The sequence below is a fragment of the Streptomyces marispadix genome, assembly GCF_022524345.1.
GTDB lineage: Bacteria > Actinomycetota > Actinomycetes > Streptomycetales > Streptomycetaceae > Streptomyces > Streptomyces marispadix.
In genome coordinates this window covers 97,951-120,662 of sequence record NZ_JAKWJU010000002.1, presented here as the reverse complement: position 1 = coordinate 120,662, position 22,712 = coordinate 97,951, and the positions used below count along the sequence as shown (strand labels likewise).

At 72.5% G+C, this 22,712-nt stretch carries 21 protein-coding genes; 14 read left to right on the top strand and 7 right to left on the bottom strand.

The features are described 5' to 3' along the window. Positions 1–99: 99 nt before the first annotated feature. The 3 genes from MMA15_RS00620 to MMA15_RS00610 all read right to left on the bottom strand — a co-directional run bounded on the left by MMA15_RS00620 (position 100) and on the right by MMA15_RS00610 (position 2,348). The gene (locus MMA15_RS00620) at positions 100–984 is read right to left on the bottom strand and encodes an undecaprenyl-diphosphate phosphatase (protein ID WP_241056979.1); all 885 of its coding nucleotides are present in this window, start codon (positions 982–984) and stop codon (positions 100–102) included. Positions 985–1,075: 91 nt separating this feature from the next. Next, on the bottom strand, positions 1,076–1,972 hold the full coding sequence (locus MMA15_RS00615) for a TVP38/TMEM64 family protein (protein ID WP_241056978.1): 897 nt from the start codon (positions 1,970–1,972) through the stop codon (positions 1,076–1,078). Positions 1,973–2,150: 178 nt separating this feature from the next. Beyond that, positions 2,151–2,348: a hypothetical protein gene (locus tag MMA15_RS00610; RefSeq protein ID WP_241056977.1), complete on the bottom strand. Its 198-nt coding sequence runs from the start codon at positions 2,346–2,348 to the stop codon at positions 2,151–2,153. Positions 2,349–2,548: 200 nt separating this feature from the next. Here MMA15_RS00610 and tuf point away from each other — a divergent pair, with 200 nt between their 5' ends. The 4 genes from tuf to MMA15_RS00590 all read left to right on the top strand — a co-directional run bounded on the left by tuf (position 2,549) and on the right by MMA15_RS00590 (position 6,313). Next, a complete protein-coding gene (gene tuf / locus MMA15_RS00605; protein ID WP_241056976.1) occupies positions 2,549–3,724 on the top strand; it encodes an elongation factor Tu in 1,176 nt (391 codons plus the stop codon). A gap of 200 nt (positions 3,725–3,924) precedes the next feature. Beyond that, the gene (locus MMA15_RS00600) at positions 3,925–4,773 is read left to right on the top strand and encodes a spermidine synthase (protein ID WP_241056975.1); all 849 of its coding nucleotides are present in this window, start codon (positions 3,925–3,927) and stop codon (positions 4,771–4,773) included. Between the two features lie 104 nt (positions 4,774–4,877). Continuing rightward, on the top strand, positions 4,878–5,333 hold the full coding sequence (locus MMA15_RS00595) for a DUF4442 domain-containing protein (RefSeq protein ID WP_241056974.1): 456 nt from the start codon (positions 4,878–4,880) through the stop codon (positions 5,331–5,333). Positions 5,334–5,638: 305 nt separating this feature from the next. After that, positions 5,639–6,313, top strand: a complete 675-nt coding sequence (locus tag MMA15_RS00590; RefSeq protein WP_241062895.1) for a DedA family protein — start codon at positions 5,639–5,641, stop codon at positions 6,311–6,313. A gap of 81 nt (positions 6,314–6,394) precedes the next feature. Here the strand turns inward: MMA15_RS00590 and MMA15_RS00585 are convergent, their stop codons facing one another. Further along, the gene (locus MMA15_RS00585; RefSeq protein WP_241056973.1) at positions 6,395–6,931 is read right to left on the bottom strand and encodes a gamma carbonic anhydrase family protein; all 537 of its coding nucleotides are present in this window, start codon (positions 6,929–6,931) and stop codon (positions 6,395–6,397) included. A 129-nt stretch (positions 6,932–7,060) separates the two neighbouring features. On the opposite strand from MMA15_RS00585, the gene MMA15_RS27720 reads away from it, so the two are divergent. Continuing rightward, the gene (locus tag MMA15_RS27720; protein ID WP_308290483.1) at positions 7,061–7,816 is read left to right on the top strand and encodes an acyltransferase; all 756 of its coding nucleotides are present in this window, start codon (positions 7,061–7,063) and stop codon (positions 7,814–7,816) included. Between the two features lie 70 nt (positions 7,817–7,886). On the opposite strand, the gene MMA15_RS00570 is transcribed toward MMA15_RS27720, so the two are convergent. Further along, positions 7,887–8,756: a DMT family transporter gene (locus tag MMA15_RS00570; protein ID WP_241056972.1), complete on the bottom strand. Its 870-nt coding sequence runs from the start codon at positions 8,754–8,756 to the stop codon at positions 7,887–7,889. Between the two features lie 102 nt (positions 8,757–8,858). Here MMA15_RS00570 and MMA15_RS00565 point away from each other — a divergent pair, with 102 nt between their 5' ends. Both MMA15_RS00565 and MMA15_RS00560 read left to right on the top strand, forming a co-directional pair. Beyond that, positions 8,859–9,431 carry a helix-turn-helix domain-containing protein gene (locus tag MMA15_RS00565; protein ID WP_241062893.1) on the top strand — a complete coding sequence of 191 codons (573 nt, stop codon included), beginning with the start codon at positions 8,859–8,861 and terminating at the stop codon, positions 9,429–9,431. Between the two features lie 85 nt (positions 9,432–9,516). Next, on the top strand, positions 9,517–10,068 hold the full coding sequence (locus MMA15_RS00560; protein WP_241056971.1) for a YbaK/EbsC family protein: 552 nt from the start codon (positions 9,517–9,519) through the stop codon (positions 10,066–10,068). 104 nt (positions 10,069–10,172) lie between these two features. On the opposite strand, the gene MMA15_RS00555 is transcribed toward MMA15_RS00560, so the two are convergent. Together MMA15_RS00555 and MMA15_RS00550 are read right to left on the bottom strand one after the other, a co-directional pair. Continuing rightward, complete coding sequence (locus MMA15_RS00555; protein ID WP_241056970.1) at positions 10,173–10,679, bottom strand: GNAT family N-acetyltransferase; 507 nt, start codon at positions 10,677–10,679, stop codon at positions 10,173–10,175. A 37-nt stretch (positions 10,680–10,716) separates the two neighbouring features. Then, positions 10,717–11,121 (bottom strand): CoA-binding protein, encoded by a 405-nt coding sequence (locus MMA15_RS00550; protein WP_241056969.1) that lies wholly within the window; start codon positions 11,119–11,121, stop codon positions 10,717–10,719. Between the two features lie 112 nt (positions 11,122–11,233). Here MMA15_RS00550 and MMA15_RS00545 point away from each other — a divergent pair, with 112 nt between their 5' ends. The 7 genes from MMA15_RS00545 to MMA15_RS00515 all read left to right on the top strand — a co-directional run bounded on the left by MMA15_RS00545 (position 11,234) and on the right by MMA15_RS00515 (position 22,389). After that, the gene (locus MMA15_RS00545) at positions 11,234–11,860 is read left to right on the top strand and encodes a YigZ family protein (protein WP_241056968.1); all 627 of its coding nucleotides are present in this window, start codon (positions 11,234–11,236) and stop codon (positions 11,858–11,860) included. Positions 11,861–12,019: 159 nt separating this feature from the next. After that, complete coding sequence (locus MMA15_RS00540) at positions 12,020–13,591, top strand: MFS transporter (RefSeq protein WP_241056967.1); 1,572 nt, start codon at positions 12,020–12,022, stop codon at positions 13,589–13,591. Positions 13,592–13,756: 165 nt separating this feature from the next. Continuing rightward, positions 13,757–15,601, top strand: coding sequence for an asparagine synthase (glutamine-hydrolyzing) (gene asnB, locus MMA15_RS00535; RefSeq protein WP_241056966.1), 1,845 nt, complete (start codon positions 13,757–13,759; stop codon positions 15,599–15,601). Between the two features lie 141 nt (positions 15,602–15,742). Further along, on the top strand, positions 15,743–16,561 hold the full coding sequence (locus MMA15_RS00530; RefSeq protein WP_241056965.1) for an SDR family NAD(P)-dependent oxidoreductase: 819 nt from the start codon (positions 15,743–15,745) through the stop codon (positions 16,559–16,561). 406 nt (positions 16,562–16,967) lie between these two features. Then, positions 16,968–18,203, top strand: a complete 1,236-nt coding sequence (locus MMA15_RS00525) for an exonuclease SbcCD subunit D (RefSeq protein ID WP_241056964.1) — start codon at positions 16,968–16,970, stop codon at positions 18,201–18,203. After that, on the top strand, positions 18,200–21,466 hold the full coding sequence (locus MMA15_RS00520) for an AAA family ATPase (protein ID WP_241056963.1): 3,267 nt from the start codon (positions 18,200–18,202) through the stop codon (positions 21,464–21,466). The genes MMA15_RS00525 and MMA15_RS00520 overlap by 4 nt, the downstream gene beginning before the upstream one ends. Before the next feature lie 83 nt (positions 21,467–21,549). After that, on the top strand, positions 21,550–22,389 hold the full coding sequence (locus MMA15_RS00515; protein ID WP_241056962.1) for an SDR family oxidoreductase: 840 nt from the start codon (positions 21,550–21,552) through the stop codon (positions 22,387–22,389). Positions 22,390–22,712 lie beyond the last annotated feature (323 nt).

The following is a 22,712-nucleotide window of genomic DNA, read 5'->3' as shown; positions in this document are numbered from 1 at the left end:
GTCCGCCGGGTGAGTCCTGCCGTACGGCCCCAGGAGTACACCCTCCGTCCCGCGTGCGCCGCAGGTCTTACGTACGGGCCCGCCGCGGACCCGCCGCGATCAGCCGGAGGAGACGGGTCCGGCCGGGTCGGCGCCCTCGTTCGGGCTGAGGACGCCCGTCGCGACCAGCACGAAGAGCGCGATCCCCAGCAGCACCCGGTAGATCACGAACGGCATGAAGCTGCGGGTGGAGATGTACCGCATGAACCATGCGATCACCGCGTACGCCACCACGAAGGCGAGCAGCGTGGCGAAGATCGTCGGCCCCCAGGAGACATGTCCCTCGCCGATCTCCGCCAGCTCCAGGATTCCGGAGGCCATCACGGCGGGGATCGCCAGCAGGAACGAGTAGCGGGCGGCGGCCTCGCGGGTGTAGCCCATGAACAGGCCGCCGCTGATGGTGGCGCCCGACCGCGATACGCCCGGAACCAGAGCCAGCGCCTGGGCGCAGCCGTAGAGCAGTCCGTCCTTGACGGTCAGTTGCTCGATGGTCTTGCGGGGGCGCGCGTGACCGCCGCGGTGCGCGTCCCGCGCGGCGAGCCTGTCGGCGACGCCGAGGATGAGGCCGAGAACGATCAGTGTCGTGGCGATCAGCCGCAGGTCGCGGAACGGGCCCTCGATCTGGTCCTTGAACAGCAGCCCGAGGACGCCGATCGGGATGGAGCCGACGATCACCAGCCAGCCGAGCTGAGCGTCGTGGTCGCGCCGCATGCTGCGGTCGGCGAGGGAACGGAACCAGGCGGAGACGATGCGGCCGATGTCCTTGCGGAAGAAGATGATCACCGCCGCCTCGGTGCCGATCTGGGTGACGGCGGTGAACGCCGCCCCGGGGTCCTGCCATCCGGCGAAGGCCGCGGTCAGCCGTAGATGTGCGCTGGAGGAGATCGGAAGGAACTCGGTCAGTCCCTGGACGAGCCCGAGAATGAACGATTCGAACCAAGACATCTTCAATGACCCGTCTTCGCCGCGGCTTTGATCAACGCGGAGCAGACTACAGTCACGCGGATGGCGCGCTGCGGCGGGTTCTTCGAGGGGCTCAGGAGGGCGGAACGCCCCCGCCGTACGGGCCGTTTCCGGCGTCCGCGTGTGCCGTCGCGGAGGCCGTCGCGGACGCGGGCACGGGTGTGGAGTGCGGAGGGCTCGTCGTGGAGCCGGCGGCCGGAGTCCCATGCGGAGTCCCGGCCGGAGCCGCTGCCTTCGACGGCCCCGTGGAGGGCGCCGTGGAAGGTGCCGTGCCGCCCAGCAGGGCCCGCTTGCGCCAGGCCAGCACCGCGCCCCCGAGCCCGGAGAGCGCGATGAAGGCGAACGCCGCCAGGAAGAGCGGCGAGGTGGGCGACGCGGCGTGACTGCCGGCGACGACATAGGCGGCGGTGTTGGGCACGACGCCCAGGGCCGTAGCGGTCAGAAACGCCGTCCACCCCATACGGGAGACCGCGGCGCCGTAGTTGGAGGCCGCGAACGGCACTCCGGGGAGCAGCCGGATGAAGAGCATCGAACGGAAGCCGTGACGGCTCAACTGCCGGTCGGCGGTGGTCAGCCAGCGCTTGCGCAGCATCGGCCGCAGCGCGTCCTGGCCGAGGACCCTGCCGAGGCCGAACGCGAGACCGGAGCCGATGACCGTCCCCACCACGGCCGCTGCCGTGCCCGCCTGGGTGCCGAAGAGGGCGCCCGCGGCGACGTTGAGTACGGGACGCGGAACGAAGGCCGCGGTGCACAGCCCGTACGACACCGTGAAGAGGACGCCCGCGAGTCCGCCCGAGAGATGGGCGGGGAGTCCGCCCGTGACGTACTGCTGCGGCTCGTACACCACCACCGATATCGCGGCGGCGCTCAGCAGCACCAGCAGTGCTGCCAGCCTGCACCTCGGGGAGAGCAGCTTCTGTGCCAGCCGGCTGGGGAGGCCGTCTGGCTGCTGCCTGGCGGGGACGGACACGCGGCGAGCGTAACCGACGGATGTGACCGCCCGCCGGGCGGAACGAACATCGCTTCTCCCCGGAACGGTCACATCCCCCGCCGTGCGGCACCGGTCCGCGGCCGTCTCACCGCCTTTCAGCGGCGGCTTCGCGGGGTCGTACGACGGCCGGAGCGGGCGGCCGCGTGCGGGGCGAAAATCAGTCGACGTACGGCTGTCGGGGCGTCAGTATCAAGGTCATGTTCCGGCAGACCCTCCACTCGGCACGGCCCGCGGCAGCGGGCGTGCTCAGGGCTGCCGCTTCCTCGAACGTCGAGGGCGCCTCGAACGTCGAGGGCGTCGCACACCTCAGGGCGGTCTCGTACACCGACGACGCCTTCTCGCGGAACGGCGCCATCTCGTGCGCCTGTGCCGCCTCACGCGCCGCAGCGGCATCGCCGCCGCTGCCGCAGGCGCCGCCTCCGTCGCCGCCGACGGCGCCCGAGGCTGACCCTTCCCGGACCGCACCGAGGACCCCTCAGGGGGAGGGTCGGCCGTCTCAGGGGGTCCCGTTCCCATCGCGCCGCCCGGACGCGGCGCAGCACACGAGGAAGAGACATGGCCAAGCAGGCGTACGTGCGCACCAAGCCGCACCTCAACATCGGCACCATGGGGCACGTCGACCACGGCAAGACGACACTCACGGCCGCCATCACCAAGGTGCTCAGCGACCGCGGTACGGGCGCGTTCGTGCCGTTCGACCGCATAGACAAGGCGCCCGAGGAGGCGGCGCGCGGCATCACGATCACCATCGCGCACGTCGAGTACGAGACCGAGACCAGGCACTACGCCCACATCGACATGCCCGGTCACGCGGACTTCATCAAGAACATGGTGACGGGCGCCGCCCAGCTCGACGGCGCGATTCTCGTGGTCTCCGCCGTGGACGGCGTGATGCCGCAGACCGCCGAACACGTGCTGCTGGCGCGGCAGGTCGGCGTCGAGCACGTCGTCGTCGCCCTCAACAAGGCCGACGCGGGGGAGGAGGAGCTGACCGAACTGGTCGAGCTGGAGGTACGTGAGCTGCTGACCGCCCACGGTTACGCGGGCGAGACGCTGCCCGTCGTACGGGTCTCCGGACTGCGCGCCCTGGAGGGCGACCAGCGCTGGACGGCCGCGATCGAGGCGCTGCTGGACGCCGTGGACACCTACGTCCCGGTCCCGGAGCGCTATCTCGACGCGCCGTTCCTGCTGCCGGTGGAGAACGTGCTGACCATCACCGGGCGCGGCACCGTCGTCACCGGCGCGGTGGAGCGCGGCACAGTACGCGTCGGGGACAAGGCCGAGGTGCTGGGCGCGGGCATCGAGACCGTCGTGACCGGAGTGGAGACCTTCGGGAAGCCCATGGAGGAGGCGCAGGCCGGGGACAACGTGGCCCTGCTGCTGCGCGGCGTGCCACGCGACGCGGTCCGGCGCGGGCACATCGTCGCGGCGCCGGGCAGTCTCACTCCGCGCCGCCGCTTCACCGCACGGGTACGGCTGCTGTCCACGCGGGAGGGCGGTCGCCGCACCCCCGTGCACAGCGGCTACCGGCCGCAGTTCTATCTGCGTACGGCCGACGTGGTCGGCGAGGTCACCCTCGGCGCGGACGCGGTCGCCCTGCCCGGCGACACCGTGACGCTCGACGTCGAACTCGGCCACGAGGTGCCGCTGGAGAAGGGCCTGGGCTTCGCGGTCCGCGAGGGCGGCCACACCGTCGGCGCGGGGACCGTCACAAGCGTCGGCGACGAGTGACCGGCTCCGGGTGACCGGCTCCGGGTGACCGGCGCCGGCTGAGAGAGGCGCGGGGAGCGAACGGGCGGGCGGGCATCGGCCCGGCCGCCCGTTCGTCTCGGCCCGCCCGGCACACGGCTCCCGCGCTGCCGCTTCCCCCGCGGACGGGCCATCGGGTACGTACCGGTCACGAGCGCGCCGTCCGCCCGCACAATGGCACGGTGGACGATGAGCCGATACCCGTGAGCCGTGCCGTCCACGGCGGCACCGCCAAGCTGCTGCCCGACGTCGACAACGAGGGCGGCTGGCTGCTCACGGTCGACGGCACGCCCCAGTCCTACGTCGACCTGCTCGACCCCGCGCACCTGGAGTTCGAGTACGCGCGCCGCGTCGCACACGCACTGGACCTGGCGGCGCCGCCCCAACACGCCCTGGACATAGTGCACTTGGGCGGCGGCGCACTCACCCTGCCCCGGTACGCGGCGGCGACGAGGCCCGGATCGCGGCAGTGGGTCGCCGACGACGACGCCGCGCTGCTCGGCTTCGTGGCGGAGCATCTTCCGCTGCCGCCCGCCTCCGGGATCGAGGTCGCGGCCCAGGACGCCCGCGACTTCCTCGACGGCCGCGACGAAGCCTCCGCGGACGTGGTGATCGCCGACGTGTACGGCGGAGTGCATGTGCCGGCCCATCTGACGACGGTCTCCTACGCGGGTGCCGTGCGCCGTGTCCTGCGGGAGGACGGCTTCTGCGTGCTCAACGTCGCCGACGCCGCGCCGTTCCGCTTCGCCGCCTCCCAACTCGCCACATTCGAGACACAGTTCGAGCATCTGTGCCTGGTGGCCGAGCCGTCCGTGCTGCGCGGCAGGCGCTTCGGGAACATCGTTCTGATCGCCTCGCACACGCCCTTCCCCGTCGACGCGCTCGCCCGTCGTGCGGCGTCGGACGCCTTTCCCGCCCGGGTCGAGCACGGGGCGGCGCTGGAGCGCTTCATCGACGGGGCCGCGCCCGTGGAGGACGGTGACGCGGTGCCCTCACCGGAGCCGCCCGACGGCGCCTTCACCGTCGGCTGACCGCCGGCCGGTCGCGGCGCGGCGCACGGCCCGGCGGAACCCGGGTGCGGCCTCATGCAAGGAAGCCCTGGCCAGCCGTAGTTACTGAGTGGTAACGTCGCGCCATGTCCACTGACTCCCTTCCGTCCATCGGCCAGATGATGGCGGACACCGTCCCGATGGTCCGCACCCTCGGCCTCGAGTTCTCCGAGACCAGCGCCGAGCGGGCCGTCGTATCGCTGCCCGACCAGAGCGCCTACCACAACCACGTCGGCGGCCCGCACGCCGGAGCCATGTTCACGCTCGCCGAGTCGGCCAGCGGAGCCGTCGTCCTCGCTGCATTCGGCGACCAGCTCGGCCGTGCGGTGCCGCTGGCGGTCAAGGCCGAGATCGGCTACAAGAAGCTGGCCATGGGCGCCGTGACGGCGACCGCCGAACTCGGCAGGCCCGTAGCGGACGTTCTGGCCGAACTGGACGCGGGTGAACGGCCGGAGTTCCCCGTCGAGGTCCGGATCGCCCGTGAGGACGGTGCCGTCACCGGCGAGATGACGATCGTCTGGACCCTCCGCCCGCAATCCTGAGCCTGGCCCCCGGACCGTGGCCCTGACCCGCGGCCACGTCCGGGACCCCACGTCCGGGCCCCATGTCCGGGACCCCGCGTTCGGGCCCCATGTCCGGGGCCGCGAGTCACGGCCCGTGGGCCGAAGCCGCCCGCCCGGCACCCCGGCGCAGCCCGCGACCTGGGAGGGGGCATTCCGCGGTGCCGTACCGCGTTTCCCCGCATCGAGTAGGCTGCCCGCACGCGTGCCCGTGGCCTTCCGGGCGCGTGCGCGGGACGTGGCCCACCGGCGCCTCCCGCATCCACAACCGGCGGGAGGAAGTCCAGTTGCACGTCCAGGAGTTGCTCGAGAGCGTGCCGCCCATGAGCGTCTATCTCCTGGTCGGGGTGGTCATCGGGCTGGAGAGCCTGGGCATTCCCCTTCCCGGTGAGATCGTCCTCGTCAGCTCCGCGCTCCTCGCCTCACAGCACGGCGAGATCGACCCGCTGATCCTCGGCGCCTGTGCCACCACGGGAGCGATCATCGGCGACTCCATCGGCTACGCGATCGGACGCAAGGGCGGCAAACCACTGCTGGGCTGGCTCGGCGGCAAGTTCCCACGGCACTTCGGGCCGCACCATGTGGCCACCGCCGAGCGGGCCTTCGAGCGGTGGGGGATGTGGGCGGTCTTCTTCGGCCGGTTCGTGGCGCTGCTGCGTATCTTCGCCGGGCCGCTCGCGGGCGTGCTGAGGATGCCGTACTGGAAGTTCCTCACGGCGAACGTGCTGGGCGGCATCGTCTGGGCGGGCGGTACGACGGCCGTCATCTACTACGTGGGGATCGTCGCGGAGGCGTGGCTGAAGCGCTTCTCGTGGATGGGTCTCGTGGTCGCCGTGCTGTTCGGGCTCGGCTCGATGATCGTCCTGCGCAGGCGCGCCCGTAAGACCGAAGCGGAGCAGGCGGCGGCCGCCGCCGAGGCGGACGGGGAGCAGCACGCCGGGGCCGGGCAGGGCCGCGCGTAGTCCCGGGCGGTACGCACGGGCGACCGGCGCGGCCTTCCGGACCTCCCGCCAGCACGAGCCCCGGAACGGAACCGCTCCGTCCTAGAGCGGAGTGGTCTCGTCGCGGTGGGTACGGGCCAGATCCCGGTAGACGGCGGCGTTCGCCTTGATGCCCTCCAGCTCCTCGGAGGTCAGCTCCCGCTTGATCTTCGCGGGTACGCCCGCCACCAGCGACCCCGGCGGTACGTGCATTCCCTGCGGCACCAGCGCATGGGCGGCGATCAGCGAACCGGAGCCGATACGGGCGCCGTTGAGGACCGTGGCGCTCATGCCGACGAGGACGTCGTCCTCCACGGTGCAGCCGTGCAGCACGGCGTTGTGCCCCACCGAGACGCCGGAGCCGATGTGCGTGGGGAAACCGGGGTCGGCGTGGACGGTGCAGTTGTCCTGGACGTTGGAGCCCTCGCCGAGCGAGATCGAGTCGCAGTCGCCGCGCATCACGGCCCCGTACCAGACGCTGGAGCCCGCGCCCAGTGAGACGGCCCCCACGACCACGGATGTCGGTGCGGCGTACGCATCCTCGTCGATCTCGGGCTTCCTGCCGCCCACACTCGCGATCACCGCTCGCTGCTCCGTCATCGTCTTGTCTCCGCTCGCTTCCCGGCCGGATCGTCACCGGCCCCTCCGTGAACCGTATGCGATGGGTGGGCGGAAGATCACAGGGGTCCACGGGTCCCGCGGAGGCACCGGCGGACTACCGTGACGCCCGTGCCGTCCATCCGCAGCGCCTTCGCTTCGCTCGCCTCCCGTGCGGTGCACGGGGTCTGGCGCCGGGCGCAGTACGCCGGGGCCGTGACCGCCGAGCGGCCGGGCCCGTATGCCTTCCGCCGCATCGGGGCGGGGACGCGGCTCGCGTTCCCGCAGGGCACGCTCTTCGGCACGGAGTGGATCGAACTCGGGGAGCACTGCGTGATCGGGCAGGAGGTGACTCTCGCCGCGGGCATGCTGCCGGGCCTGGACCTCGGCCCCGAGCCGCTCGTGACGCTCGGCGACGGAGTCGTGCTCGGCCGGGGCAGCCATGTCATCGCCGATGTGCAGGGGGCCGTCACCTTCGGCGACGACGTCTACTGCGGTCCGTACGTCTACATCACCTCCACCAACCACTCCTACGACGACCCCCATGAGCCGGTCGGCAAGCAGTGGCCGCGCAGTGCCGCCGTCGAGATCGGGCGCGGAAGCTGGCTCGGCGCCGGGGCGGTGATCCTTCCGGGGGCGAGCCTGGGCAGGAACGTGGTGGTCGCGGCGGGAGCCGTCGTACGGGGCGAGGTGCCCGATCACGCCGTGGTCGCCGGTGCCCCCGCGCGGATCGTGCGCCGCTGGGAGGGCGAGCGCGGCTGGCAGCCTCCGCTGCGGACGGCGGCACCGGGACCGGCGCGGGACACCTCCGTGCACGGCTCCGCACGCGGCTCCGTGCCGGAGCAACTGCTCGGTGTCTCCGAACTGGCCGCAGGCGAGGGCGAGTAGGGCGAGCAGGGCGAGCAGAGCCTCGTCGGGCGCGGGAGAAAGGCCCGTCAGGAAGCGGGAGAAAGACCCGTCAGGAAGAGGCCAGCAGCACGGTGCCCACCAGCGCCAGACCGGCCCCCGCCGTCTGTACGGCCCGCAGCCTCTCCTTCAGCACGCCGCGTGCGGCGAGCGCGGTGACGACGGGATAGAGCGAGGCGAGCACGGCGGCCGTGGTCACGGGCCCGTACTGGGTGGCGAGCATGTACGTGCCGTTGGCTGCGACGTCCGCGAGACCCACGAAGGCGAGGGCGGGAAGCGCCGTCGCGACCGCGCGCAGGCCGCCGTCGGCAGGCAGTGCGGGTGTGCCCCTCCGCACCTGTGCGTACAGTGCGGCGCCGCCGACCGCGACGTTGCACACGCGCTGTACGAACAGCGCCAGGAAGAGCCCGGCCGCGGTGCCGGTGCTCGCGTGCTCGATCAGCGCCATGACCGTGCCGAAGCCCAGCGCGGAGACGAGCGTGAGGGCGATCGTCTGCCGCTGCACGGGGGCGCCGCGCAGCTCAGGACCTCCGGCGAGGACCACGCCGGCCACGGCGACGGTGATGCCCAACGCCTGTACCCAGCCCGGCCGTTCGCCCAGTGCGAGCCCGGCAGCGACGGGGACGACGACGGCAAGCGATGCGAGCGGCGAGACCACGCCCATCGGCCCCTGGGCGAGCGCCTTGTAGAACGCGAGCATCGCCACCGGCCCGACGACTCCGGCAGCCGCCGCATACCACAGGCTGCCGTCCCATTCGCTCCAGCCGCCCATGGCGACGACGACCGCCCCGAGTACGGCGGCGGCCAGCGCCTGTGAGACCACGACGACGGTCAGCGCCGACATGCGCCTGGTCAGCAGTCCGCCCCCGAAGTCGGCGAACCCCCACATGAGGCTGGTGACCAAGGCCAGGACGGCGGTCATCAGGACACCTCGCAGTACAGTGACGTGAACAGTGCGGTACAGCTCAGACTAGTGCAGCAAACTGAACTACGGTAGTCAAAATATTGGATGGTGTACGACCCGGTGACGGACCTCGACCACCTCACGCAGTCCCTGGCCCGCAATCTCAAGCGCCGTCGCCAGGAGCGCGGCTACACCCTCGACGCCCTCGCGGCCCGCGCCGGCGTGAGCCGGGGAATGCTCATCCAGATCGAGCAGGGCCGTACGAACCCCAGCGTGGGCACGGTCGTGAAGGTGGGCGACGCGCTCGGGGTGAGCATCACCACGCTGCTCGACTTCGACCAGGAACCGCAGGTGCGCCTCGTGCCGCAGGAGCAGGCTGTGCGGCTGTGGTCCACGGAGGCGGGCAGCCACAGCACGTTGCTCGCGGGCGCCGAGTCGCCCGGACCGCTGGAGCTTTGGGCATGGCGGCTGATGCCCGGCGACGGCAGCAGTTCCGACCCGCACCCGGCAGGCACCACCGAGCTGGTCCATGTACGGGCCGGGCGGCTGACGTTGAGCGTCGAGGGTGTGGACTACGAGGTGCCCGCGGGGACTTCGGCGTCCTTCGAGGCCGGTGTGGAGCACGGCTACCGCAACGAGGCCGGTGAACCGGTCGAGATGACCATGGCCATCTCCGTGCCCGCGCCCCGCTGACGTCCGCCGCCTTCCCGCGCGGTGCCGGCGGTGCTCCCTCATCCGAAGCCGGTGCTAGCGTGCAGCCGGTGTTAGCGTGCGGCGCATGCGCGCACCCATCGGGAACTTCGACTCGGCCGAACCAGCCGCCGGCGTCGGCCACTTCGACGGTCCGGCGGCCGAGGCGATCCGGGCGTGGACGGGCACACCTCCCGCCGATCAGCTCCTCTACGTCGACACCGACCCGGAGAAGGCCGACACCGCCGTGTTCGTCGAGCACTACGGCGAGGACCTCGTCGGCACCTCGGCCAACTGCGTGGTCGTCGCCGCGAAGCGCGGAGGGGAGCGCACGCTCGCCGCATGCGTCGTGCTCTCCACGACCCGAGTCGACGTCAACGGCACGGTGCGGCGCCGACTCGACGCCCGCAAGGCATCGTTCGCGCCCATGGGCACCGCCGTAGAGGAGACGGGGATGGAGTACGGCGGTATCACGCCGATCGGGCTTCCCGCAGGCTGGCCGCTGCTGATCGACGCATCGGTCGCCGCTCTGGAATGGACGCTGATCGGCAGCGGACGCCGCCGGGGCAAGCTGATCGTCCCCGGCAAGGCGCTGGCGGCGCTGCCCGGCGCGGTCGTCCTGGAGGGCCTGGGCGTCTGACGAGGCCCGCAGTCCCGGCGTACGGCTTCGCCACCGGCGCCTCCCGTTGCGCAACTGCTGCCCGGCGCAAGGGAGTTCGGACGTGATGGCGGCCGAGCCGCCGCTCAGACGCCCGTCGCCCGGCCGCGCCCCGAAAGGTCCAGGGAGAGGGCGGTCGAGTGCTCGGCGAAGCCCATCGACCGGTACAGACGCTCCGCGTCCCCGCTGGCATGGAGGTCGACCCTGGTCACACCGTGACCGGCGAACCACTCCAGCAGCGCCTCGGTCGTCGCCCGCGCATAGCCGCGCCCCCGGTAGCGCTCGTCCGTGCACACGTTGAAGACGAAGCCGAAGCGCCCGGCGGGATGCTTCGGCGCGGGCAGCCGCTCCTCGACGCTGCCCACCGCGCAGGCCGCCAGATGCGGCGGCCCCGCCTCGTCGCCGTCCACCACGAAGGCGCCCAGCCGCCCCGCGCCGCCGTCGCCGCCGTGCAGTGCCCGGCGGGCCATGCGCTCGGCGTCCCGCTCCCACGGGCCCGGCTCGTCCCGTCCGTCCATGCCGAGGAACATCAGCCGCCGCAGCCGCACCAGCTCGGGTGCGTCGGCGGGGACGGCCATACGCGTCGTGATCACGGCGACGCACCATAGCGGCGCCGGGCTCCGCCTCTCATCACAGTTTCGGGATCTCGATGGCCGGACAGCGGTCCATCACCATCTCCAGGCCCGCCGCTCGCGTCCGTTCGTACGCGGCCTCGTCGATCACGCCGAGCTGGAACCAGACCGCCTTCGCGCCGATCTCCACGGCCTCGTCCGCGACCGGGCCCGCGAGTTCGGAGTTGACGAAGACGTCGACGACGTCCACGGGGAAGGGGATGTCCGCCAGCGTGGCGTAGCCCCGCTCGCCGTGCACGGTCTCCGCCTTGGGGTGCACCGGGACCACGCGCTTGCCGAAGCGCTTCAGGACGTCCGCGACGCCGTACGCCGCGCGGGCGCGGTTCGTGGACAGGCCCACCACCGCCCAGGTGTCGCCCGACTCGGTCAGGATTTCTCGTACCGTCTGTGCGTCCGCGTACATGACCTCCCCAACGAGCCGGACCCGCCCGGCCATTCCCGTACGGGCACGCAGCCGCATACGGACCGGCGGCGGCCGGGGCCGGGCCTTCGCGCCGCCCGCGTAGGGTGCCCGTATGCCAGAGCAGTACGTGACCGTCGCCGGTGAGGGCGTGCACGAGACGGAGGTCTCGCGGTCGCGGTTCGTATGCGCCCTCGCCCCGGCGGACACCGAGGAGGAGGCCAGGGCCTTCGTCGCGCGGGTGCGCGCGCAGCACCCGGGAGCGACGCACAACTGCTGGGCGTACGTCGTCGGCGCGGACGGCGGCCTCCAGAAGTCCGACGACGACGGCGAGCCGGGCGGCACCGCGGGCCTGCCCATGCTCCAGATGCTCATGCGACGCGGCGTGCGCTGCGCGGTCGCCGTCGTCACCCGCTACTTCGGCGGTACGAAGCTGGGTGCCGGCGGGCTGATCCGCGCCTACGGCGGCGCCGTAGGCGCGGCGCTGGACGCGGTCGGCACCACCGTGCGGCAGCGCTACCGCCTGGTGACGGTCACCACCGACCACGCACGCGCGGGCAGACTCGAGAACGACCTGCGCTCCAGCGGCCGTTCGGTACGCGACGTCACCTACGGGGCGCAGGTGAGCATCGAGCTGGGGCTGCCCGAGGCGGAACTCGACGCCTTCCGCGGCTGGCTCGCGGACACCACGGCAGGCACGGCCCGCCTCACGGTCGGCGGCGAGGCGTACGGCGGCGCCTGAGACCTGGCCCGGGCCCTCACGGCCGCACCGTCAGGGCGGCGCCGCAGCGCCGGCCTCGCGCCGCCGCTGATCTTTTGCGGCACCCGGAATACGGACATAACGTGACGAGAAGATCTCAGCGTCCGCGTCCCGACAGCCCTTGAGCCGAGAGGTCCGTCGATGCCCTCCAGACCGGACGGTCCGCCTCCCGGTTCCGGCGGAGACCCCGGGCCCGCTCCCGAGGCCCGTACCGGCGAGGAGGACCACACCCCCCACCGCTGGTGGGCGCTGACGGTGATCGGACTGGCGCAGCTCATGGTGGTCCTCGACGCGACGATCGTGAACATCGCGCTTCCGTCCACACAGCGTGACCTCGGCTTCTCCAACGACGGCCGCCAGTGGATCATCACCGCCTACACCCTGGCCTTCGGCAGTCTGCTGCTGCTCGGCGGGCGGCTGGCCGATCTCATCGGGCGGCGCAGGACCTTCGTGACGGGCCTCATCGGATTCGGTGCCGCCTCCGCGCTGGGCGGCGCCGCCGGAAGCTTCACGGCGCTGGTGGGCGCCAGGGCGCTACAGGGCATGTTCGGCGCGGTCCTCGCACCGTCCGCGCTGTCGCTGCTGACGACCACGTTCACACAACCACGCGAGCGCTCAAGGGCGTTCGGCGTCTTCGGCGCCATCGCCGGATCGGGCGGCGCGATCGGGCTGCTGCTGGGCGGCGTCCTCACCGAGCACCTGACCTGGCGCTGGACGCTGTATGTGAACGTCGTCATCGCCGCCGTGGGCGTTCTCTGCGGCATGGCCATCCTGCCGCCGCATCGCCCGTCCGTCCGCCCGCGGCTCGACCTGCCGGGCGCGGCACTCGTCGCCGGCGGACTGTTCTGCCTGGTCTACGGCTTCTCCAGCGCCGACACCGAGAGCTGGGGCGACTGGCGGTGCTGGGGAGCGCTCACCCTGAGCGGGCTGCTCCTCGCGGCCTTCGTCGTGCACGAGTCGCGCACCGAGGCACCGCTGCTGCCTCCGCGCGTGGTCCGGGACCGCAACCGGGCGGCGTCGTTCATCAGCGTCTTCATCGCGGGCGCGGGCATCTTCGGCGTCTTCCTCTTCGTGACGTACTACTTGCAGCGCACGCTCGGCTACTCGCCCGTGCGGACCGGGCTGTCCTTCCTGCCGATGGTGGGCGCGCTGATGGCGACGGCGCAGCTCTCGACGAACGTACTGATCCCGCGCATCGGGCCGAAGCCGGTGGTGCCGACGGGCATGGGGCTCGCCGGGGCGGGGATGGCCTGGCTGACCGCGCTGAGCCTGCACAGTGGCTACGCCGCTCATGTGCTGCCGCCGCTGCTGATTATGGGCGTGGGGCTGGGCCTGGTCATGCCGTCCGCGATGAGCCTCGCCACGCTGGGCGTCGTCAAACGGGACCAGGGCGTGGCCTCCGCGACCGTCAACACCATGCAGCAGGTGGGCGGTTCGGTCGGTACGGCCCTGCTGAACACGGTGGCCGCCAACGCCGTCACCGAGTACGTGAGCACCCATCCGCGGACCCCGGATCTGATCGCGCGGGCGAACGTCTACAGCTACGCGATCGCGTACTGGTGCGCGGCCGGACTGTTCGGCGCGGGCCTGATCGTGACGGTGCTGCTCTATCAGCGGGGGCGCCCGCGCGATTTGGCGGTGGGCCGTACGACCGGGGAGGCGGCGGAGGCCGGTACCGGCACGGAGAGCGGAACCGGAACGGGCGGCACCTGAGCCGGAGTGTGAGCGTGCTCCCCGCCCGACTCGTACTCGTGGCCGAAGATCATCGGACAAGGTTGACCGAGGCAACGGACAAGGGGGACGCTGGGTCAGGGTAGTTGCCCGGTACAACTGTTTGACCGGGGTAGGCCGCCGCCGGCCCGGACTGGGAGAGAGAGCATGTGCGGAATCGCCGGCTGGGTCTCGTTCGACCGCGACCTGACGCGTGAACGCGAGACCGTCGAGGCGATGACGGAGACGATGGCCTGCCGCGGGCCCGACGACAGCGGCACGTGGATCGCGGGCCCGGCCGCCCTCGGGCACCGCAGGCTCGCCGTCATCGACCTCCCCGGAGGACGCCAGCCCATGGCCGCCGAGGCGTCGCCGGGGAACAGCGCGGCCATGGTGTATTCGGGGGAGAGCTACAACTACGAGTCGCTGCGCGCCGAACTGCGCGGCAGGGGACACCGGTTCACCACCGCATCCGACACCGAGGTCGTGCTGCGCGGATATCTGGAGTGGGGCGCGGCGGTGGCCGAACGCCTCAACGGCATGTACGCGTTCGCGATCTGGGACGAGCGCGAGCGCCGGCTGGTGCTGATCCGCGACCGCATGGGCATCAAGCCGCTCTACTACTACCCGACCGAAGACGGCGTGCTCTTCGGGTCGGAGCCCAAGGCGATCCTCGCCAACCCGCTGGCACGGGCCGCGGTCGGCGCCGACGGGCTGCGCGAACTGTTCACCTTCATCAAGACGCCCGGGCACGCGATCTGGGACGGCATGCGCGAGGTCGAGCCGGGCACCGTCGTCACCGTGGACCACAGCGGCATCCGCACCACCCGCTACTGGACCCTGGAGACCCGGCCCCACACGGACGACCAGGACACCACCGTCGCCCGCGTACGCGAGCTGCTGGACGACATCGTCGACCGTCAGCTCGTCGCCGACGTACCGCGCTGCACCCTGCTCTCCGGCGGCCTCGACTCCTCGGCGCTGACCGGCATGGCCGCGCGGAGGCTCGCGGCGTCCGGCGAGAGCGTACGCAGCTTCGCCGTCGACTTCGTGGGCCACACGGAGAACTTCGTGGCCGACGCACTGCGCGACACCCCGGACGGTCCCTTCGTGCACGACGTGGCCCGCAGCGCGGCCACACAGCACGAGGACATCGTCCTCAGCTCGGCCGAACTCGCCGACCCCGCGCTGCGGTCGGCGATGATACGGGCGCGCGACCTGCCCATGGGCTTCGGCGACCTCGACACCTCCCTGTATCTGCTGTTCAAGGCGATACGCGAGCACTCGACGGTGGCGCTCTCCGGAGAGTCCGCCGACGAGGTATTCGGCGGCTACAAGCAGTTCTTCGACCCGCTGGCGCAGCAGTCAGACGCGTTCCCATGGCTGGTGCGGATGAGGGAGATGGCCGGGGAACAGGGCGACTTCCTCACCGAGGAGGCCCGCAAGGTCCTCGACCTGGAGTCCTACATCCAGGACGGCTACGACGACGCCGTCCGCGGCATCGAACGGCTCGACGGCGAGAGCGACTTCGAGTTCCGCATGCGCAAGATCTGCCATCTGCACCTGACCCGCTTCGTACGGGTGCTCCTCGACCGCAAGGACCGCGCCAGCATGGCCGTGGGCCTGGAGGTCCGCGTGCCCTTCTGCGACCACCGGCTCGTCGAGTACGTCTACAACACCCCGTGGAGCCTGAAGTCCTTCGACGGCAGGGAGAAGAGCCTGCTGCGCGAGGCCACCGCGGACGTGCTGCCGCGCTCCGTCTACGACCGGGTCAAGAGCCCCTACCCGTCGACGCAGGACCCGGAGTACCTCGTCGCCGTGCAGAAGGCCGCCGCGGACGTACTGGCCGCTCCCTCGCACCCGGTGTTCGGGCTCGTCAGCCGCCGCTGGCTCCGGGACGCCGTGGAAGCGGACACCGCGCGGATCACCCCCGGCCGCAGGCACGGCCTTGAGCACACCCTCGATCTGGCCCGGTGGATGGACATGTACGCACCAGCCCTTACGCTCTCTTGAGCGCACCGCCAGGATGCGGTGAGGGCGCTCCCCCTGGAGGCGGCCCGTGGCCCGTGGCCGTGGGACCGGGGATGCACCACGGGGGCCTTCACCGCGTCCGGCGCGCCACAGGCATCACGTACGAAGGACGGCGAGGCGGTCATGGCTGAGCAAGAGGCAGTCTCCGGGGGCGAGTTCGGCGGCAAGGTAGCAGCCGTGACCGGTGGGGCCTCCGGCATCGGACTGGCCGTCGCACGCGAACTCGCCCGCCGGGGAGCAGACGTCTACGCCCTGGACGTGGCCGCCGGTCCCCTCCCCGCGGAACTCACCGCGCTGCCCTGCGACGTGACCGACCGGGCGTCGGCCAAGGCCGCGATCGATGCCGTGGAGGAACGTCACGGACGGATCGACGTCCTGGTGAACAACGCCGGAATCGGGGCGCAGGGCACCGTCGAGGACAACGGCGACGACGAGTGGCACCGCGTGCTCGACGTCAACGTGACGGGCATCGCCCGCGTCAGCGCCGCCGCACTGCCGCTGCTGCGCCGGACGGCCGCCGCGCCGGACGGGACAGGCACAGCGCCCTCCGGCGGCACCGCCATCGTCAACACCTGCTCCGTGGCCGCGACTTCGGGCCTGCCGCAGCGGGCCCTCTACTCCGCCAGCAAGGGCGCCGTACTCGCCCTCACGCGTGCGATGGCCGCCGACCACATCCGAGAGGGCGTACGCGTCAATTGCGTGAACCCGGGCACGGTCGACACCCCCTGGATCGGGCGGCTGCTGGAGGCCGCCGACGATCCGGGCGCCGAACGGGCCGCGCTGGAGGCGAGGCAGCCGACCGGACGCCTGGTCACCGTGGAGGAGGTGGCCGCCGCCGTCTGCTATCTGGCCGGTCCCTGGGCGGGAGCGACGACGGGGACCGAACTGGCCGTGGACGGTGGCATGCAGGGGCTGCGGCTGCGGCCGGCCGCCCAGGACTGAGAGCCCCGGGGCGCCGGTGCGTCTGCCGCGCCGGTCCGTCTGCCGCGCCGGTCCGTCTGCCGTGCCTGTGCGTCTGTCCCGTTCGGCCCGGCAGTTGTGGGCGTCGAAGCGCCAACTTGCCGGCACAGCACGGTTCTTCTCCGCGCTCACCCCGCACCAGGCTCCGCGGGACCGTGCGCTCAGCATCTCGTATGGTGCTGACCTCGCCTCATGTGCCGTACGGACCACGGCCGTTCACGCATGCCTTCGCACCGGCCTCGCGGAGCCTGCCACGCCCCGCCGCCACGGGTGACTGCCGCGTTGTCAGTGCCTGCTGGTAGACCAGGGGGAGTCGGGGCGACCTGACGACCTGTGTTCCGGCGACCCTACGACCTGGGAGAGTGCGCGTGCTGGCGGGAGCCGTGCTGTGAGACTGCTGCACACATCGGACTGGCATCTGGGGCGGAACTTCCACCGCGTCAGTCTGCTCGACGCGCAGCGGGAGTTCCTCCGCCACCTCCTGGCGACCGTGGAGGAGGAGCGGGCCGATGCCGTGCTCGTCGCCGGTGACGTCTACGACAGGGCCGTCCCGCCCCTGGCGGCGGTGTCCCTGTTCGACGAAGCACTGCACGGGCTGGCCGAGTTGGGCGTGCCCACCGTGATGATCGCCGGGAACCACGACTCGGCACGCCGCCTCGGCGTCGGCTCCGGTCTGATGCGGCACGCGGGCGTCCATCTGCGCACGGACCCGGCGGGCTGCGGCACACCCGTGCTCTTCTCCGACGAGCACGGCGACGTGGCCTGCTACGGGCTGCCGTATCTGGAACCGGCGCTCGTCTCGGCCGAGTTGGGCGCCGGGTCCAGCAGCCATACGGACGTGCTGAGCGCCGCGATGAGCCGGGTACGGGCCGACCTCGACGCACGGCCGCCGGGCACCCGTTCCGTCGTACTGGCCCACGCCTTCGTCCACGGCGGCGAGTCCTCCGACAGCGAACGGGACATCACCGTCGGGGGAGTGGCGTCCGTGCCCGCCTCCGTCTTCGACGGGGTCGACTACGCCGCGCTGGGCCACCTCCACGGCTGTCAGACCGTCAACGAGCGCGTGCGGTACTCGGGTTCGCCGCTCGCCTACTCCTTCTCCGAGGCCGCACACCGCAAGTCCATGTGGCTCGTCGACCTCGACGAGGCAGGCGGCGTCGAGGCGCGCCGCATCGACTGCCCCGTGCCACGGCCGCTGGCCCGTCTGCGCGGAAGCCTGGAGGAACTGCTCGACGATCCCGCCCACACCGAGCACGAGGAGGCGTGGGTGGAGGCCACCCTCACCGACGCGGCCCGTCCGCACGCCCCGATGGCGCGGCTGTCCAGGCGCTTCCCGCACATCGTCAGCCTCGTCTTCGACCCCGAACCCGTCGCGGAGGCACCGGCGCCCGCCTCGTACGCCCGGCGGCTGAGGGGCCGCAGCGACCAGGAGATCGCCGAGGACTTCGTGGGACACGTACGTACGGGCCGGGAGGCCGACAGCCGGGAGCGCCGCATGCTCGGCGAGGCCCTCGCGGCGGCACGCGCCGAGGAGCACGCGGCCGAGGCGCCGCAGGAGCAGGCCGCGCCCCGGGCAGGGCAGGACGAGGCAGGGCCCGGCGTGCGGGCGGAGGCCCGCGCATGAGGCTGCACCGGCTGAAGGTCACCGCGTTCGGGCCCTTCGCCGGCACCCAGCACGTCGACTTCGACGCACTGTCGGCCGCCGGTCTCTTCCTGCTGCACGGGCCGACGGGCGCGGGCAAGACCTCCGTCCTCGACGCCGTCTGCTTCGCGCTGTACGGCACGGTGCCCGGGGCACGGCAGCAGCCGGGCGGCACCCTGCGCAGCGACCATGCGGCGCCGGGCACGCTGACCGAGGTCGTGCTCGACCTCACCGTGGCGGGCCGCCGCCTTGAGATCACCCGGCGCCCCGAGCAGAGCCGCCCCAAGCGGCGCGGCAGCGGCAGCACCCGGGAGCGTGCACAGTCCTGGCTGCGGGAGTACGACGGCATCACCGGGGAGTGGCGCGGCCTCAGCCGCTCCCACCAGGAGATCGGCGAGGAGGTCGCGCAGCTCACCGGCATGAGCCGCGACCAGTTCTGCCAGGTGGTGCTGCTTCCCCAGGGGGACTTCGCGCGGTTTCTGCGTGCGAGCGCCGAGGACCGGGCGAAGCTGCTCGGGCGGCTCTTCGACACCGGGAGGTTCGCCGCCGCAGAAGAGCAGCTCGCGCGGATGCGCCGCAGCGCCCAGGACGAAGTACGCGCGGGTGACGAGGCGTTGCTGGGTCTCCTTCACCGGATGCGGCAGGCCCTCGGCACCGGCGGCGGCCTCGACGGGCTGCCCGCCCCGGGCGCCCTGCTCGCAGCGAAGGCGAGCGTGAGCGCGAACCCGGACGCGGACGCAGGGGAGACCGAGACCCCGGGCCAGGCCGGACCGTCGGATGTGCCGGTACAGCGCGCCCGCGCCGGGGCACGACTGCAGAGTCGTACGGAACGCAAACCGAAGAGCCGCGGCAACGGCAGAGCAAGCGGCAACGGCAAGGCCACCGGCAAGGGAAGCGGCAGCGTTGACGGCACGGTGCCCGGCGACGGTGACATCGGCCTCACGCCCGGCGACCCGGGCCTGACGGCGGCCGTGCTGGAGTGGGCCGCGCTCGCCCGCGCCGGCGCCCGCGAACGCCTTGACATCGCCGTGATCTCCTCCGCCACCGCCGAGAGCGCACACGCCGCGGCGATGTCGCGGCTGGCCGAGACCCGCGAACTCGCCCGCAGACAGCACCAGTACGAGGAGGCACGGCAGCGCGCCCACGATCTCGAAGCCCTCGCCGGTGAACGCGAGCAGACCCGTGAGCGCCTGGCACGCGCCCGAGCCGCGGCGACGGTGGCCCCGGCACTGGCGCTGCACGAGTCGGCCGCCTCCGGACACGACGAGGCCCGCGCAGCACGGGCACATCGGCGCGCTCAGCTTCCCCCGGAGCTGAGCGAGGCACCCGCGCCCGAACTGACGCGTCTCGCCGGGGAGTACCGCGAGGAGCTGGGCTCCCTGGAGGCCGCCCGCCGCGCGGAGCAGCGCTGCTCGGCCGTCGACGCCGAACTCGCCGCGCTGGAGCGGGAATCGCGTACGGACGAGGAGGCCCTGCGGGAGACCGCGGAGTGGCTGGCGGGCTGGGACGCAGAGCGCCACGCACACCAGCAGCGCATCGACGCCGCACAGGAGGCGGCCACCCGAGCCGAACAGCTAGCCGGGCGGTTGGAGCCCGCGAGGCAGCGCCTCACCGCGGCACGGAGGCGTGACGAACTCACCCAGCGGTCCGAGGACGCCGCGCAGCGGCTGCTCAAGGCGCGCGAGTCCGCCGCGTCCGCCCACGAGGAGTGGCTGCGGATGAAGGACCGGCGGCTGCGGGGCATCGCCGCCGAACTCGCCGCCGGACTGCGCGACGGCGAGCCCTGCACGGTCTGCGGTGCCACCGAGCACCCCGCTCCCGCCACCCCCGGGGAAGGCGCCGTCGGCCAGGCCGCCGAGGACGCCGCGCTCACGGCATACCGCGAGGCCGAGGCCGCCCGGCAGGAGGCGGACACCGCCGCCCGCGCACTGAGCGAACAACTGGCCGCCGCCCGCGCCGAGTCGCACGACGAGGAGACCGGGAAGCTCGCCGACGCCGTCGCCGAATGGCAGGAGGCATACGAGCGCGCCCACGAGGAGGCGTCCGGCGCCCACGCCGCACGCGAATCCCTCGCACGGGCCGAGCGGGAGCACGCCGAACGGCTCGCCCAGCACCAGGCGGCCGAGCGCCGCAGCGCGGCCCGCACCTCGCACCGCGAAGCGCTCCAGCGTGAACGGGCCGCGCTCACCGCCGAGTTGGAGCAGGCGGTAGGCGACGCGTCCGGAGTCGCCGAGCGAGTGGCGCTGCTGCAAGGCCGGGTGGCCCTGCTCGACGGCGCCGCCGAAGCGGCACGCCGGGCCGACGAGGAGGCCCGGCGGCTCGAGCAGGCGAGGGCACAGCTCGCCGAGGCAGCCGCCCGTGCGGGATTCGACAGCCCGGACGCCGCATCGGCGGCGCTCCTCGCCGACGGCGAACAGCGGGCGCTGGAGGCCCGGTTGGAGGAGTGGCACACAGCCGAGGCACGCGTGACCGCGCAGTTGCAGGACCCGGACCTCCTCGCGGCCGCCGCACGGCCCGCAGCCGACCCCGACGCCGCACAGCGCGCCACGGACGAGGCCACCCGCCGCCTGCGGGACGCCTCCGCCGCGGAGGACGCCGCCCGTACGCGCTGCGCCGAACTGGACGGGCTCAGCAGGCAGGCCGTCGCCGGAGCCCGTGAACTCGCCCCGCTGCGCGAGGCACATGAGCAGGTCGCGCGTCTCGCCGGGCTGGCCGCGGGCACCTCCGTGGAGAACGAACGCCGGATGCGGCTGGAGTCCTACGTGCTGGCCGCACGCCTCGAACAGGTCGCCGCCGCCGCGAGCGCACGCCTGGCGCGGATGTCCGCCGGTCGCTACACCCTCGTACACTCCGACGCCCGCAGCGGCGGACGGGCACGATCCGGGCTGGGACTGCACGTCATCGACGCCTGGACGGGAGCCGAGCGCGACACGGCGACGCTCTCCGGGGGAGAGACGTTCTCCGCGTCCCTCGCGCTGGCCCTGGGGCTCGCCGACGTCGTCACCGACGAGGCCGGAGGCACCAGACTGGAGACGCTCTTCATCGACGAAGGCTTCGGCAGCCTCGACGAGCAGACACTCGACGAGATCCTCGACGTCCTGGACTCCCTGCGGGAGAGGGACCGCTGCGTGGGCATCGTCAGTCACGTCCCGGACCTGCGGCAGCGCATCCCCGTCCAGTTGGAGGTCGTCAAGTCGCGGCACGGCTCGGCACTTCGCCACCGTTCGGCACCGGCAGACGGCTGACGCCGGTGGCCTGGGGCAGCGCGGCACCGCAGGCGTGAAAAACGACCTGACGTGGCGGCCCGCCGCATACCAGGCTGTCGGCCATGTCTGCCCTGCCATCGCCACACCGGGACCCGCTGCCGCTGCGCGGCCGTACCGCGCTCGTCACCGGAGCGAGCCGTCGAGCCGGAATCGGATACGCCACCGCCCGGCGCCTGGTCGCCTACGGCGCCGACGTCTATCTCCACCACCACCGCGCGCACGACGCGGCGCAGCCCTGGGGGAGCGACCCCGACGGCCCCGAGGCCCTGGCCGCCGGTCTACGGGAGCACGCCGCACCGCAGGCGAAGATCGTGCACGGCCCGGGCGATCTGACCCTGCCCGGCGCCCCGGCCCGGCTGATCGCGGAGGCGGCCGAGGCCCTGGGCGGGGACCGGCTCGACATCCTGGTGGCCAATCACGCGCTCAGCGGCACCGACGGGCCGCTCGACTCGGTGGACGCGGACATGCTCGACGCGCACTGGGCCGTCGACGCACGCTCGGTGATCCTGCTGATCCAGGCCTTCGCGCGCCTCCCCAGGCCCGAGAACGCCCCCACCGGCCGGGTCGTCGTGATGACCTCAGGCCAGGACGTACGCGGCGGCATGCCCGATGAGATCTGCTATGCGCTCGCCAAGGGCGCGCTCGCCTCGTCGGTGCGTACGCTCGCCACCGCGCTGGCTCCCCGTATCACGGTGAACGCGGTCAATCCGGGCCCGGTGGACACCGGTTATCTGCGAGGCGAGGACCACGCCGCTGTCGCAGCGCTCTTCCCCGGCGGCCGCTGGGCGGTGCCCGACGATCCCGCACGGCTCGTCTCCTGGCTCACCACCGACGAGGCCGCATGGATCACCGGGGAGGTCGTCAACTCCGAGAACGGCTTCGGTCGTCGAACCAGGCCGTAGCCCCCTCGATGTCGACAAAGCGCCTGCCGCACCGGATGAGTCATGGAATCGGCGAGCTGCCGAGGCGCGTCAATGAAGACATCAGTCGACTCGACGATTTGTCGCCAAGTCGCTGTAGCCGCACGGGGGTTGAGACCGCGCAATAACACCGGCGGCCCCGGACCGGCGACGCGCGGTGTGTGAAGGTGTGACGCCCGCCCGGCGACCGCTCCGGGCCGAACCCCATCACAGGCTCACAGGCCGCTCGTTCACACACCGCGCGCTGTACTCGCCCCGACTCCTTGCTCGTTCGCGCGCCGTCGCAGGGCGCACTCGCTCGCGGG

Excerpts from the sequence above, each read along its gene's own strand:
- MMA15_RS00620 (WP_241056979.1), bottom strand. The coding sequence starts at position 984 with ATGTCTTGGTTCGAATCGTTCATTCTCGGGCTCGTCCAGGGACTGACC.
- MMA15_RS00610 (WP_241056977.1), bottom strand. The coding sequence starts at position 2,348 with ATGGCGCCGTTCCGCGAGAAGGCGTCGTCGGTGTACGAGACCGCCCTG.
- tuf (WP_241056976.1), top strand. The coding sequence starts at position 2,549 with ATGGCCAAGCAGGCGTACGTGCGCACCAAGCCGCACCTCAACATCGGC.
- MMA15_RS00595 (WP_241056974.1), top strand. The coding sequence starts at position 4,878 with ATGTCCACTGACTCCCTTCCGTCCATCGGCCAGATGATGGCGGACACC.
- MMA15_RS00585 (WP_241056973.1), bottom strand. The coding sequence starts at position 6,931 with ATGACGGAGCAGCGAGCGGTGATCGCGAGTGTGGGCGGCAGGAAGCCC.
- MMA15_RS00570 (WP_241056972.1), bottom strand. The coding sequence starts at position 8,756 with ATGACCGCCGTCCTGGCCTTGGTCACCAGCCTCATGTGGGGGTTCGCC.
- MMA15_RS00560 (WP_241056971.1), top strand. The coding sequence starts at position 9,517 with ATGCGCGCACCCATCGGGAACTTCGACTCGGCCGAACCAGCCGCCGGC.
- MMA15_RS00550 (WP_241056969.1), bottom strand. The coding sequence starts at position 11,121 with ATGTACGCGGACGCACAGACGGTACGAGAAATCCTGACCGAGTCGGGC.
- MMA15_RS00545 (WP_241056968.1), top strand. The coding sequence starts at position 11,234 with ATGCCAGAGCAGTACGTGACCGTCGCCGGTGAGGGCGTGCACGAGACG.
- MMA15_RS00540 (WP_241056967.1), top strand. The coding sequence starts at position 12,020 with ATGCCCTCCAGACCGGACGGTCCGCCTCCCGGTTCCGGCGGAGACCCC.
- asnB (WP_241056966.1), top strand. The coding sequence starts at position 13,757 with ATGTGCGGAATCGCCGGCTGGGTCTCGTTCGACCGCGACCTGACGCGT.
- MMA15_RS00530 (WP_241056965.1), top strand. The coding sequence starts at position 15,743 with ATGGCTGAGCAAGAGGCAGTCTCCGGGGGCGAGTTCGGCGGCAAGGTA.
- MMA15_RS00520 (WP_241056963.1), top strand. The coding sequence starts at position 18,200 with ATGAGGCTGCACCGGCTGAAGGTCACCGCGTTCGGGCCCTTCGCCGGC.
- MMA15_RS00515 (WP_241056962.1), top strand. The coding sequence starts at position 21,550 with ATGTCTGCCCTGCCATCGCCACACCGGGACCCGCTGCCGCTGCGCGGC.